Raw genomic sequence first — 13868 nt, 5'->3', positions numbered from 1 at the left:
CTAATCTCTGAAACCAATAGCCTGAGCATCAGGTTGGTCTCATTCTAGATAGCAGGTGATTCAGTGGACGTCATCGATCTGAAAGTCGTGGAAGCCGTCGCCCGCCACGGCAGCATGAACAAGGCCGCCGTCGAGCTGAACACCGTGCAGTCGAATGTCTCTTCGAGAATTCGCTCGCTGGAAGACGAACTCGGGGTTTCGCTGTTTCAGCGCAGCGCCAAGGGTGTGCAGATCACCCCGGCCGGTCGGCGCGTGCTGCCCTATGCCGCGAGGCTGTCGAAGCTTCTTGCCGATGCATCGGCCGCTGCTCGCGACGACGGCACGCCGGCCGGCGTGCTGGAAATCGGCACGCTGGAAACCACCCTCGCCCTTCGCTTGCCGCTGTTGATCGCCCGCTTCGCCAAGGCCTGGCCGGACGTTCGGCCATTGGTGCGAACAGGCACCACCAACAGCCTGATTCAGGATGTCATCGAATGTAAGCTCGAAGGTGCGTTCGTCGCAGGCCCGGTCAGTCATCCGGAGTTGCACACCGAAACTGTCTTCCACGAGGAGTTGGTGCTTGTCACCTCCCGTGCAGTTCGCTCGCTGGACGCCGTCCGCACCATAGCCCATCTGAAAACCGTGGTGTTTCGTGTCGGCTGTTCCTATCGGCAGCGCCTGGACGCATTACTGGCGAGTATGGGCCTGCAGGTGCCGGAGCCACTTGAGTTCGGCTCCATCGACGGCATTATTGCCTGTGTCTCGGCGGGCGTGGGCATCACGCTCCTTCCCCGAGGCGTTGTCGCAGACGCTTGGCAGGAAGGCCGGGTCGCCGTGCATGAACTGCCTCCGGCTTTTTCCCAGGTTGAAACGGTGTTCGTTCGGCGCATCGACAGCCATTTCTCCAGCGCACTAGCGACCTTTCTCGACAGCGTGCATCAGGAAAATGGTGGGCGTCTGCAGAACGTCAGGCAGCTCGCGTGATCTCAGCGCTTCGTGAAGCCACGATGTCGATCAGGAAGGCGAGGGCGATCGCGCCGGTTCCCAACAGGAACAACAGGGCGTAGTTGCCGCCGCTGTACGAGAACAGGTACGAAAACCCATACGCCGCCACCGCCTGAAACAGCGCGAAGCCTACAGTCGCCGTCCGCCACGCGGCATTTTGTTGCGCGGGATGGTGCACGAGCAGTTCCTGCACACGACCCAGGACCAGCGGCACGGTCCCCGTTACAAATGCGCCGACCACCACGCTGGAGGCCATCAGCCATGGCGTGCCCAGGCCCAACGCCGGGATGCAGACACAAACCCCTTCCAGAATGAACGACAACCGCAGCGCCAGACCAAAGCCGACGCGGTCCGCCAAGACGCCCGCCAGCAATGGGCCCAGCGTCGCGCCAATGCCAAACAGCACCCAATATTGAGCCCCGACTTCAAGCCCCTGACCCAACCCGTGAGCAATGAATGCCACCAGAAAAATCATGTGCGGCACCCAACCCGCCGCGTTGAGGGCGTACTCGGCGTACAACGCCTTGAGCGTCCTGTTCTTGGACTGGCGAGGATGCTGAACAGCGTGTACGGGGGCAGCGTCCTGCTTCGGCCAACCCTTCCAGGCAATCGCCGTAAACACCAGAGAAATCACCCCCAGCCCCAGCCATGTCTGCTTCAACCCTTGCTGCAGCAACAGCGGCACCAACGTCCCCGAAGCCGCGATACCGACCCCGCCCCCCATGAAAATGATCCCGCCCGAAAGCCCTCTTTTCGACGGCGACACATTCGCCAACACCGTAGGCGCAGCAAGCACCATCAGCGCGCCACCCGAGATGCCGGACAACAACCGCCAGACAAAAAACCACAGATAAGAAACCGGAAACGCACAGGCGAAAAAGGCCACACTGGCCAGCAGCATCATTGCCCTGAGCGTGAACGCCGTCGACGACTTCTGCGCCATCACCCGCCCGGTCAACGCCCCCAACAGATACCCCGCCAGATTCGCCGCACCCAGGTACGCCGCTTTCGACGCATCAAACCACCCGGCATCAATGATCGCCGGCAGCAAAGGCGTATACGCAAACCGGGCAAGACCAATACCCACCAGACTCGCCGAAAACCCCGCCGCAATGCCCCATTTAGTGTTGTGGGACTGGTCGTAAGCGCCTGTATGAGAGGCTAATACCTGAACCTTTTCCATCGTCTTCGCCCGCTGCTTTCAGATGGCACCACCGTACGCGCGAGCGGGGTATCTGAAGAAGCGAAAAGAAATGATTGGGGGTATCTGAAAAAGTGGCAACCGAGCGCAAAGATAAGCGAAGTTGCAAATCGGCAGATCAAATCAGGTATGAGGAGGTTTTTTAGGCGAGGGTTTGAGAGGCTGGAGCGGGTGAAGGGAATCGAACCCTCGTTATCAGCTTGGGAAGCTGGAGTAATGCCATTATACGACACCCGCTTTTGACGCTTTCAGCGGGTCACTTTGTACCAGAAGCGGGCACTGAATTGAAGCGTTAAATGCGGTGCGTGGAAATCAGTGGGTGGGGCGGGGGCGGCGGGGGAAGGTTCGGGATTCATTCGCCGAAGGCTGGTAGGCGGGCGCTGGCGAATGAATCCGTTCCTTGAGACCTTCACGGTCAGATTGCAAATGCATGGTGCGTGTGTGCCTGTCGGTAGCGGTTTCGGCTGGGTTCAGGTGCCGGTGTAAGGAAGCTCAGCAGTGCGTTCCGGGAGTCCAGGCACGCGGCTTTGTGTTCCATGTCCAGGAAGTGCCCGGCGCTTTTGATGGTCGTGAAGTGGCAATCGCGGATGTGATTGGCGAACAGTCGTGCGTCGGGGGCGGCGGTGTATTCGTCCCATTCGCCGTTCATGAACAGCACGGGCACGTTGATGCGTTTGGCGGCCTTGATCTGGTTGTGCGTGCTGGCATCGAGCACATGGTTGATGTGGTGGTGCATCTGCGCGTATTCGTGCAGATCCAGAGAGCTGACGTGTTTGTAGTTGAAGCGCTTGAACAGCGACGGCAGGTGTTTGCCGATGGTGCTGTTGATCAGGTTGCCGACTTCGAAACGATCAAAGGCGCCCAGGTGTTGCTGGCCTCGGGTGAGGTAGTCGTGCATGTGCTCGTTGATGACGGGCGAGAACGAGCTGATCACCGCCTTTTCAATGCGCTTGGGTCGATGCGCCAGCGCCACCAGCGCGGCCGCGCCACCCCATGAAAACGACATGATGTGTTCGGCGTTGAAGTGGTCGATCAGCTCCAGCAGGATCTGGCCTTCCATTTCTTTGGTCAGCGGTCTCTCATGGAGGTTGTGCGGCTTTGATTTGCCCGCGTAGGGCTGGTCGTAGAGCACCACGTTGAATTGCGGGTGCAGGTTGCGGACGGTCTGGGCGAAAGATGCAGTAGTGGCCAGTGAGCCGTTGACCATGATGATGGTCTTTTCTGCGGCATCTGCGCGATAGAACTCCGTGTAAACCCGAAACTGGCCCTGTATATCAAGCACAGCGATTTCTGGCCTCATATCCATGTCTCCTGACGTTAAAACAGGTGTGCGCGCAACCACGTTGCACGAGTCTCGTGACAGGTAGGCAATGCCTTGAAAGAGGGCCCATGTCGGTACGGGACGATCTGTCCGACAGGTATTGTTATTGGCGGGCGGTTTGTCGACCGTGGCGTATGAGGGCGCTCGCGACGACAAAAGGTTTCTTAGAATGCGTTCGTGACTCTCCGGTCACATGTGGACCGACGATTGGATTCAAGCAGGGGAAGTGGTAACCCGCAAGTGCCGTTCGTGAATTGTCCGACACGATCTGCCGGGCGGTCGAAAGACGTCAGATCTGCTGAATCTCTTCAGCTGTCAGCGGCCTGTACCGGCCGGGCCTCAGCGCCGGGTCAAGGACCAATGGGCCCATGCTCTCCCGATGCAGGCGCACGACCTTGTTGTCGTAGAAGCCGAACATGCGTTTGACCTGATGGTAGCGACCTTCGACGATACTCAGTCGTGCGCGGCGGTGGTCGAGGATCGTCAACCGGGCTGGTAGCGTGGTCAGGTCCTCGAAGGCGAAGTAAAAGCCTTCGGCGAATTTCTGGACGTAATGCTCGCCGATGTCCTGCTCGGTTTCCACGTAGTAAACCTTCGGGAGTTTGGTGGCGGGCTGGGTCAGACGGCGTGACCACTGTCCGTCGTTGGTGATCAGCATCAGCCCCGAGGTGTTGAAGTCCAGGCGCCCGGCAATGTGCAGGTCGTGCTTGTCGGGCTCGTGCACAAGATCGAGCACGGTCGGGTGCTGAGGATCGGTGGTAGCGCTGACGCATCCCGGTGGTTTGTGCAGCATGAAGTAACGCGCGGGCTTGCCCACCTGCAGCACTTCGTCGTCGAGCATGACGTGGCTGAATTCACGCACGTCGTGCAGTGGGTCTTTGACCGTCAGCCCATCGACCTGTAGCCGTCCGGCGAGCAGCGCGAGACGCACGTCCTTGCGACTGAAGCGGGGGAGGTTGCTGAGGAAGCGGTCGAGGCGCATTGGCAGATTGGCGTGCAAAGAGGGTGGGGCATGTTACGTCAGGTCAGGAGGTCGTTGAACCTGTAGGAGCGAATTCATTCGCGAAGGGCCGGTACATCCAGCACATCGATATCGGCTGCCCGCCACATCGCGAATGAATTCGCTCCCACAGGTTTTTCGAGACCTGTTTGACCGTCTATGGATCATTCCGGTCGTTGAATCTGTTCGGTTTCGATGGCCTGAGCCAGGCCGGCGCAGCGTGGACAGAGGCATGCCTTGTTGCGCAGGGCTTCCGGCAAAGCGGCCAGCACGGCAGGGTCAATGGTTTCGGTGAAGCACCAGCACGGCTGATCCACGGTGCGCGGATCAGCCAGCGTGCAGCGATTGCTCATGCCGCAGACGGGGCAGGTGTCGGGGCTTGATTCAGACGGGTTCATGCCGGTTCTGCCACCTCGGTACAGACGCGATTACGGCCGTTCTGCTTGGCGCTGTAGAGCGCCTGGTCGGCACGGGCAATCAGGCTTTGCAGGGTGTCGCCGGGATGCAATTCGGTCAGGCCTAGGCTGACCGTGACTTGCAGGGCAGCGCCTGTGAAGACGTAGGTATGCTGCTCGGCCAGCAGACGAATTTTCTCGGCGACGCGTCGGGCACCGCTGCTGTTAGTGTCCCTGAGCAGGATGATGAACTCCTCACCGCCCCATCGGCAAATGATGTCCGTGTCCCGCAGGCAACGTCGCACATCATCCGCAAACCCCGTAAGCACTTCATCACCGGCCAGATGGCCGTGGGTGTCGTTCAGGCGCTTGAAGTGATCCAGGTCCAGCAGCATGGCCGACAGCGCTTTGTGTTCGCGGCGTGCATCTGCGATGGCATCCATGGCGATCCGGTCGAACCCGCGACGGTTGGGCAGGCCGGTCAGGCTGTCGAGCATGGCCTGGGTTTCAATGCGCACCTGGAAGCGGCGGATGACCCGATTGAGCAGGTACAGCACCAGCACCATCACGGCCAGACAGATCAGCAGGTTCAGGTACAGCGACTGGCGAATCTCGTTGAGCGCGCCATCTTCGCGCTTGTCGACGAACAGGTACCAGTTCAGCTCGGGGATGTAGCGCACGTTAAGGAAGTGCGCGTCATCCGGCGAGTCGTACTGGTAGCTGCCGCTTTGCGGCTTCGGCATCTGCTGCTGGAGCGCTTTGAGGTCGGGCAGGTCGCGCAGGACCTCACCAATTTTCGCGCCGCCCGGACCACCTTGCGCGCCCGTCAGGACCAGTCGACCAAAGGTGTCGACGAAGTACACGCTGCGTTGATAACGCTGCTGGTAGCGGTCGATCAGCTTGATGACGGCGTCGACGGTCAGCCCCACACCTGTGGCGCCGATGAAGTTGTCGTTGTAGTCGAAGACCTTGTAGTTGATGAAGAAGGTCAGGTTGTCCTTGTTCGCCAGGTCCGGGTCGACATTGATCTCGTACGGATCGGCCATGTCACGCACACGGTAGTACCAGACATCACGGGGCTCGTCCGGGCTGATATTTTTCAGAATGCCTTTGGCCTGGTAGTAGGTCAGGCTGTGGTTGGAGACGAAGAAGGCCGTGTAGGCCCCGTAGTGATCCATGACCTCCTTGAGGTAACGGGTCATCTGCTGCGGGTCTTTTTCGCCGGCCACGACCCAGTCGCGCACGAAGGTGTCGCGAGCCATCATCGATGAGATCAACACCGGGCGGACCAGGTCCTTCTGAATTTCGGAATAAACCGTGTCCGACGTCAGTGGCAGCTCGGTGTTGACGATGCTGTCTCGAATGGCATCTCGCGAAGCAAAATAGCTGAGCAAGGATGTCGCCAGAAAGCCGCTCCCCAGAAGGATCACCAACGTCAACAGCAGGGAGCGTTGTGAGTGGAGCGTGGAACGAAGGGGCATGACCAGTCCGCTTGAATGTAAAAAGTCCGTAGATTGGGACATGCTAGCCTGCGGCCACCCTGTTGCGCCATGGGAGGCTGCTGTTAACGACTGATCGGTTGATGGCCGGCAACTACGGGCTGATCGGCGCGTTACCGATCGGCGCTTGAAAGTCGGGCACTCGCCCGAGCAGCGAGTTGACTGCCGAGCAGCGGCAGTGCACCAGCAGAATTTTGTCGTAATGAATGCCATGGCGATTCAGTTCGTTGAACAGGTCCTGCAAGGTCGGGTTGGTCATGCCGAAACGATTGCGCACCGTCAGGACGTCCATGGGCGTTGCGGGTAATTGTCCGGCCAGCGGCGATTGCTGAGTGTTGCGCACGATGTGGCCGATGTAGCGATAGCTTTCGTAGTGCTCGCTCTGGAATTTTGCCAGGGTGTAGTTCTTGATCCGTCCCGGCAGTGAGGTTCCGGCCATCAGGGTGTCGGCTTCCAGCCAGGACGAGAAAGGCGGGGTGCTGGGGCCGGGCACGGGCTGCGTGGTGTTGAGCATCGAGTAAGGGATAACGTTCTGGCTGGCAACGCGGTGCAAGGTCGGATCGATCAGCGTCTGGCCATGGGGCGCGTAGGTGCGCAGTTCCGTGCCATTGGGAATGGCCGTGGTGCGGGTCCAGGGCAGGTAATAACCGTGGCTGCTGACCACCAGCGTGCGCGCCTGATTTCGATCCGATGTCCAGAGTAAAAACTTGCGCCCCAGTTTCCACGCCCTGACCGGCTCGACGCCGAACATGCCGCTGCCGAGCAGGCTCCAGGTTTTCATCGGGCCTGTGCCGTTGAAGAAGGTGCTCATGTAGGTTTTCCGCGAGTGCGTAGCGCCCCTTAGCCACTCACCGAAACTTCGGGAGGACGGCAGGGCGCGTGCAACGCCAATCGCCTTCGCAGGCGTGGCGAGTTGAGTGAACATCCGCAGCAGGCGTGGCGTTGCGGGCCCCAGTTGCAACAGGCCCAGGCTGAGGACCGCGAAGAAGACCTGCTTTCGTTCGGCTGCGCGGTGCCCCGGCAGACTGGCGGCCTGAACATTCAGCGCCAGGCTTGCGGCGCTCGCGGTCAGCGAGGCAATGACGGCGACAGGCATCAGCAATGCCATCGGCGCCAGCAGCAGCTGCAATCGGCTCACCTGTTGCGTCCAGTGGTGTATCGCGACCTCGCGATCCGTGACAATGCTGTCTCCGGCGTCATCGTGGCCGTTCTGTCGTAACCCGCTGGCCATGAACGCCAGTGGACAGCCGCCAACCTCGTGTTCCGCGACGCCACCTTGCCGGGTTTTGTACACGTCTTCGTTGTAAATCCGCTCGGTCCAAGGGCGCAGGTCGGAAACCGGCGGAGGGACAGGGACGGTACCTCCCCAGAGTGCGGTGATATAAGCGAGGCGCTCGTGAAAACGGCGGGGCATGTAGTTGAGCAGCGTCTTGCGCCAGTGTTCATCCGCCGCGGCGTGGGTCAGGTGCTGAGCCAGGTTCCTGGCGCCATCGAGCTCCACGAAGGGCTGCTTCTGACCTGCTTGATAAAGCACGCCGGTCGGCTGTTTTTTGTGGCGGAACAGCAGCAGGCCGACACAGGCTGGCGCGTCCGCTCCCGTCACAGAGCCTGCGTTCAGGTAAAAGCCCAGCGCGTGACAGCGAGTCTGACGTTGCGCGACATCTTGCTGAGTCTCGTCGAGCGCAGTCACCAAAAGGTTGAACGCTGATAGAGAAAGCTCGCCATTTTTCAGGCTCAACACCGCCTGCGCCATAAAGGTTTTTTTCAGGGAACGCTCAATGGCAGGGCCTTGCTTGCCCCAGAAACGCTTGAGGCGTCTGCCCATCACGTCAAGAAATTCAATGCTGTCGATATGAGCTTCAACACTGGCGGGTGTGATCGACAGTTCTGCCTCGGGCGACCAGACGCCCTTGGCGCTTGCATCCAAGTACACCACCGAGCGCCCCCCCTCATCGGTATACCCGCTGGCGCGTTCTTCCCGGTAGTTTCTGATCAGTGCCTCACTGAGACTGACCGGCGTTTCACTCGGTACGACGACGTGGGTGGGCGGTCGCTGCGGATCGCCCCACGGCGTGGTCGAGGTGCCTCGCAGGTAACGGATGAAAACGTGTTTGGGATCCAGGTCATGGGGGAGTGCGGCATCGAGCCCCTTGAGCCAATTGCCCATGATCCGGTTCGCGACAGTCGTCGGTGTGGGGATGCGGTCGAGGATCTTCGGTTCGCCATGCCAGTGATCCAGCACACTGACCAGTGACATCGCGGGCTGGATCGGCGCCATCAGCACATCGTCTTCGTCCTCTGGAGCGTGTGCCCCAGATTCGAAAGGACTGCTGGTCGTGAGCCGGTCAATGGAAAATTGCCGATGGGCCTGCCTCAGTTGTGTGAAGAGGTCCTCCACCGGCTCGCTCAGCCCTAGTGTGTTCGGCGCCTGAGAAAGATCCAGGTGCATTCGGTGCCAGGGTGAGGCGTTTAGCGCTTTGATGACGGCGTCCTGATCCCAGGGCTCATCGTCGCTGATGTATTCGTGGCAGTGGGGGCGGGCGCCGAGTACGTGAATGTAGCAATGCCCCGTGAACCGGGACCTCAGATGAAATACGCCCGGGATGAGCTCGTCGTTGAGGGTCAGCAGATGCACTGCCGAGCGGTGGGTACGCCTTTCGGTGGTCAGTGCCGACAAGGTCTTTGGAAACCACTCGAACCCCGCAGCGTCCAGCGCGAGGACGTAGCCGTCTTCGCTGATGCGTTTGCGGCGCCGCGACAGACGCAGCGCTTCGAGAAACGACAGGGTCGCGAGCATTTGCCAGGTGTCGCCATGCCGCTCCCAGAACCGCTGCACCAGCGCTTCGTAGTCACGGGTCCAGTGCGCATTGATGAACAGCGCAAACAGCGTGGCCAGCGTGAAGTGCGGGAAGTCATCGTGCAGCGGTCGGTCAGGCTCCGCGCAGCGCTTGAGCGCCAGAAAGGCCGGAGGATCGAGCACGGCACGGCCGAGGTCGCGGACGGACAGGCGCAGATCGAACTGTTCCTCGCCGTTGTTCTCCACGGTTGGGTTTTCTACGGTCGTGAAATGGATATGCAATGTGTCCGGATCGATGGGCCGGCCAAGCCTTTCGCGTAAGGCGTCTGCAAGCCGTTGATTAAGGTAAGCGTGAATTGTGGGCGGGAATTCGAGGTCCAGTTGCCATGCTTTCAGAATCCATATCGAACCCGCCAGCATCCGTGCGACGGCGCTGTTGCGCATTCTGGCCAGTTGTTTGTGGTTGAGGAGGGCGGGCGGATTGTGGGTGGCGGCGTTGTCGCTGTGGCTCATGGCAAGACAGTAATGACGGAATGAGCGGTGCACTATGTCGTGCTTGAGGGCTAAAAAAGCATATCTATGTAACGCGTTTTGTAGAGAGGGATCTGTTACAGATCTTGCCGAACGTTGGTCGTAGGAAAGGGCGGCGCCTAATCAGCGCCGCCCTCGCTGTCAGTGCTCTGCTTCGAGCACCACCACGCGCTGGCCCGCGCGTACGGCAGAGCCGGGCTGAACGCGCACCTCCTGAACCACACCGGCAACCGGGGCAAGCAGGGGGATTTCCATTTTCATCGATTCGAGAATCACCAGCGTCTCGCCTGCCTCGACACGCTGCCCCACGTTGACCTGAACCTGCCAGAGGTTGCCCGCAATGTGGCTGTCGACGCTCAGGTGACCGGTGGGAACAGCGGCTTCTTCGACGCTTTCGGCGACCGCTTCATCGCTTTCGAACGTGGCCTGCCCGTTGGCGATCCAGCGTTCGCGCTCGGCATTGAACGCGCCTTGCTGCTGGTTTCGGAACGCTGCGATGCTCTCCGCTTCTTTTGCCAGAAACGCCTGGTAGTCGGCGAGATTCAGCGTGGTGTGTTCGATCTGCAGCGGATAGCGTCCGAGCGGAAAGTCACGGCGGATTTTCAGCAGCTCGTCGGCGCTGACCGGGTAGAACCGAATCTGGTCAAAGAAGCGCAGCAGCCACGGCTTGCCGTCGAACGCTTCGACGGCGCGGTAGCGGTTCCACATCTGCAGGGTGCGCCCCACGAACTGATAACCACCGGGCCCTTCCATACCGTAGACGCACATGTAGGCGCCGCCGATGCCGACCGAGTTTTCGGCGGTCCAGGTCCGCGCCGGGTTGTACTTGGTGGTCACCAGACGATGACGTGGGTCCAGCGGGGTGGCGACCGGCGCGCCGAGGTAGACATCGCCCAGCCCCATCACCAGATAGCTGGCGTCGAACACCGTGCGCTGCACTTCGTCCAGATTCGGCAGGTCATTGATGCGACGGATGAATTCCAGATTGCTCGGGCACCACGGCGCGTCCTTGCGCACCGTGGTCATGTACTTCTCGATGGCGAGCTGGCAGGCCGGGTCGTCCCACGACAGAGGCAGATGCACGATGCGCGACGGCACCTCGAGGTTCTTGCTGGCGCACACCGCGTCCCATTCGCCCGCGACGATGTTCAGCAGCTCGGTGAGGGGTAACTGCTCGGGCTGGTAATGCACTTGCAGCGAGCGAATGCCGGGCGTCAGGTCGATCACGCCATTCAGGTGTTTGCTTTCCAGTGCCTGCATCAGCGCGTGGCCCCGGAACCGCAGCACCAGATCCAGCTCAGCGGCACCAATCTCCAACAGCAGATGGGTGTCGCCGGATACGCGCGCGACGAGCCTTTTATCATCCTGTCCGATGTCCAACACAACCGGTGAGGTCAACGTCACCCCCTGCAGGAGCGCGCTTGCCCGCGAAAGCCCGGTATCCGACGCAAGCGCTGTATTGAATGTGCGGCCTTCTTCGTGAGCAAGCTCACTCCCACAGGATTGTGGTTCGCTTGCGATATCTGAGGCGTTATTTACTCCCTGTGGGAGCGAGCTTGCTCGCGAAGAGGCCGGTACATCCGCTGCATCTCTGGCGTCGGACCCACCGTCATCGCGGGCAAGCGCGCTCCTACAGGATTGAGGTTCGCTTGCGATATCAGAGGCGTTATTTACTCCCTGTGGGAGCGAGCTTGCTCGCGAAGAGGCCGATACACCCGCTGCATCTCTGGCGTCGGACCTATCGTCATCGCGGGCAAGCTCACTCCCACAGGATTGTGGTTCGCTTGCGATATCGGAGGCGCCATCCACGCCTCTGCAAAAGGCTGCGCGCGCGGCCTCGAGGCTGACGGGATGAAACCGGACCTTGTCCCCGGCCTTGAGTTGTCCCAACTGCCACAGGTCCGCTTCGATAATAGTCACCGGGCAGACGAAACCGCCCAGGCTTGGTCCATCGGGCCCAAGAATCACCGGCATGTCGCCGGTAAAATCCACGGCACCGATCGCATACGGGTTGTCGTGGATGTTCGAAGGGTGCAGCCCGGCTTCACCGCCATCGGCACGCACCCACTCAGGCTTCGGCCCGATCAGGCGCACGCCGGTGCGGCTGGAGTTGAAATGCACTTCCCAGTCAGTGCTGAAAAAGGTGTCGATGTAACCCTCGGTGAAATACTCCGGTGCGGCGTGCGGGCCGTAGATCACCCGGATATCACGCACAGCGGGCAAGGCCTGTACCTGTGCCGCAGGCAATTGCGCTCCGACGCTGCGGTCGGTCAACGGCGCAATGTGCAGCACGTCGCCAGCCCGTAAGGCGCGACCGCCGTGCCCGCCGAATTGACCAAGGGTGAACGTGCTTTTGCTGCCCAGATAATCCGGCACATCCAGGCCGCCACGCACGCACAGGTAACTGCGTGCGCCTGCGCCGGCGAGGGTGCCGAGCGCCAGGGTCGAACCTGCGGTGACCAAAAACGACTGATTCATCGGCTGTGCGTGGCCATCCAGCGTTACCGGAATCATGGCTCCGGTCACCGCCACGACGGCGTCAGTGTTGAAGCGCAGCATTGGCCCGCTCATGGTGATTTCCAGCGCCGCGCAGCCTTCGGGGTTGCCGAGCAGACGATTGCCCAGCCGCAGGGAGCGGCTGTCCATCGGACCTGACGGGGGTACGCCCACCGCCCAGTAACCCAGCCGACCCGGATAATCCTGCACGCTGGTTTGCGTACCACCGCTCAGCACTTCGAAAGTGTCGGCGTGATACACCAGACCTTCCAGGCATCGCGTCCACGGCTGGCCGCTGGCAAAGGGCGCATCCGCGAGGATCTGGCGCAAGTAGTCGCGGTTGGTTTCCACGCCATACAGGCGCGTGTCGCTCAAAGCTTGTGCCAGCCCGGCACTGGCGGTTGCGCGATCCGGCGCCCAGCAGATGACCTTGGCGATCATCGGGTCGAAGAACGGCGGGATCTCGCAACCGGCCTCAACCCACGTGTCGATGCGCAACTGCTTGCCATCGGCGGGCGGGAAGTGAACGGACGTCAGCAAGCCCGGACTTGGCTGAAAGTCCCGACCTGGATCTTCGGCGTACAACCGCGCTTGAATGGCATGGCCGCTGGGTTGCAAACCCGCTTGCAAGTCAGCCAAAGGGGGCAGGTCACCGGCTGCCAGCTGGATCATCCAGCTCACCAGATCCACGCCCCAGACCTGCTCGGTCACACCGTGTTCGACCTGCAAGCGGGTATTCACTTCAAGGAAATAAAAACGCTGATCGTCGCTGTCGAAGACGAACTCCACGGTCCCGGCGCTGCGATAACTGACGGCTTTCGCCAGCTTGATCGCCGCAGCGCACAGTTCCTCGGCCATGCCTTCCGGCAGGTTCGGCGCGGGGGTTTCTTCCAGAACTTTCTGATTGCGACGCTGCACTGAGCAGTCGCGAACGCCCAAGGCAATGACCTCGCCCTGACCATCACCAAACACCTGCACTTCCAGATGACGCGCGCGCTGGATGTATTTCTCGATGAACACACCCGCGTCGCTGAAATTGTTCTGGCCAAGGCGTTTGACCGCCTCGAACGATTCGCTCAATTCGTTGGCACTGCGGCACACGCGCATGCCGATGCCACCGCCACCTGCGGTGCTCTTCAACATCACCGGATAGCCGATGATCTCGGCGGCGTTCAGGGCCGATTCGACGCTGTCCAGCAACTCGGTGCCTTCTAGCATTGGCACGCCGTGCTGTTTTGCCAGCGCACGGGCCGTGTGCTTGAGGCCGAAGACGCGCAGCTGTTCAGGCGTCGGGCCGACGAAGGCGATACCTGCGTCTTCACAAGCCTGAGCAAAGGCGGCGTTTTCCGAGAGAAACCCATAACCGGGGTGAATCGCTTTGGCGCCGGTCGATTGCGCGATGGCGAGGATCTTGTCCACCGCCAGATAGGTGCCGGCTGCGCCGCCTTCGCCGAGGCTGTGGGCCTGATCGGCCTCCAGAATGTGCAGGCTGGCGGCGTCGGCTTCCGAATAGACGGCAACGCCTTCAACGTTCAGGGCGCGCAAGGTGCGCAGGATGCGGCAGGCAATGGCGCCGCGGTTGGCGATCAGCAGTGTGTCGAACATGGTTTTGACCCCGGAGACTGACCTGCGTCGATCTCAAAC

Annotated in this window: 8 protein-coding genes and 1 tRNA gene; 1 reads left to right on the top strand and 8 read right to left on the bottom strand. The window is 60.8% G+C overall.

Annotated elements, in window-relative coordinates; genetic code table 11:
* Positions 1-63 precede the first annotated feature (63 nt).
* Complete coding sequence (locus ABDX87_RS08010; protein ID WP_346832396.1) at positions 64-963, top strand: LysR family transcriptional regulator; 900 nt, start codon at positions 64-66, stop codon at positions 961-963.
* Here the strand turns inward: ABDX87_RS08010 and ABDX87_RS08005 are convergent.
* From ABDX87_RS08005 to ABDX87_RS07970, 8 genes are all read right to left on the bottom strand, one after another.
* Positions 947-2167, bottom strand: coding sequence for a YbfB/YjiJ family MFS transporter (locus ABDX87_RS08005; protein ID WP_346832395.1), 1221 nt, complete (start codon positions 2165-2167; stop codon positions 947-949). The two genes, ABDX87_RS08010 and ABDX87_RS08005, sit on opposite strands and share 17 nt — an antisense overlap.
* Before the next feature lie 181 nt (positions 2168-2348).
* A tRNA-Gly gene (locus ABDX87_RS08000) sits at positions 2349-2422 on the bottom strand.
* A 178-nt stretch (positions 2423-2600) separates the two neighbouring features.
* Positions 2601-3485: an alpha/beta fold hydrolase gene (locus tag ABDX87_RS07995; protein WP_346832394.1), complete on the bottom strand. Its 885-nt coding sequence runs from the start codon at positions 3483-3485 to the stop codon at positions 2601-2603.
* Positions 3486-3795: 310 nt separating this feature from the next.
* Positions 3796-4488, bottom strand: a complete 693-nt coding sequence (locus ABDX87_RS07990) for a pseudouridine synthase (RefSeq protein WP_346832393.1) — start codon at positions 4486-4488, stop codon at positions 3796-3798.
* A 182-nt stretch (positions 4489-4670) separates the two neighbouring features.
* The gene (locus ABDX87_RS07985; protein WP_346832392.1) at positions 4671-4904 is read right to left on the bottom strand and encodes a cysteine-rich CWC family protein; all 234 of its coding nucleotides are present in this window, start codon (positions 4902-4904) and stop codon (positions 4671-4673) included.
* Positions 4901-6382 carry a sensor domain-containing diguanylate cyclase gene (locus tag ABDX87_RS07980; protein WP_346832391.1) on the bottom strand — a complete coding sequence of 494 codons (1482 nt, stop codon included), beginning with the start codon at positions 6380-6382 and terminating at the stop codon, positions 4901-4903. Before ABDX87_RS07980 ends, ABDX87_RS07985 begins: the two co-directional genes overlap by 4 nt.
* 112 nt (positions 6383-6494) lie before the next feature.
* Positions 6495-9710, bottom strand: a complete 3216-nt coding sequence (locus tag ABDX87_RS07975; RefSeq protein ID WP_346832390.1) for a dermonecrotic toxin domain-containing protein — start codon at positions 9708-9710, stop codon at positions 6495-6497.
* Positions 9711-9869: 159 nt separating this feature from the next.
* Positions 9870-13829, bottom strand: coding sequence for an urea carboxylase (locus tag ABDX87_RS07970; RefSeq protein ID WP_346832389.1), 3960 nt, complete (start codon positions 13827-13829; stop codon positions 9870-9872).
* Positions 13830-13868 lie beyond the last annotated feature (39 nt).

This window comes from Pseudomonas abietaniphila, from assembly GCF_039697315.1.
GTDB classification, from domain to species: Bacteria; Pseudomonadota; Gammaproteobacteria; order Pseudomonadales; family Pseudomonadaceae; genus Aquipseudomonas; species Aquipseudomonas abietaniphila_B.
This window is presented reverse-complemented; position numbering and strand designations above follow the sequence as displayed.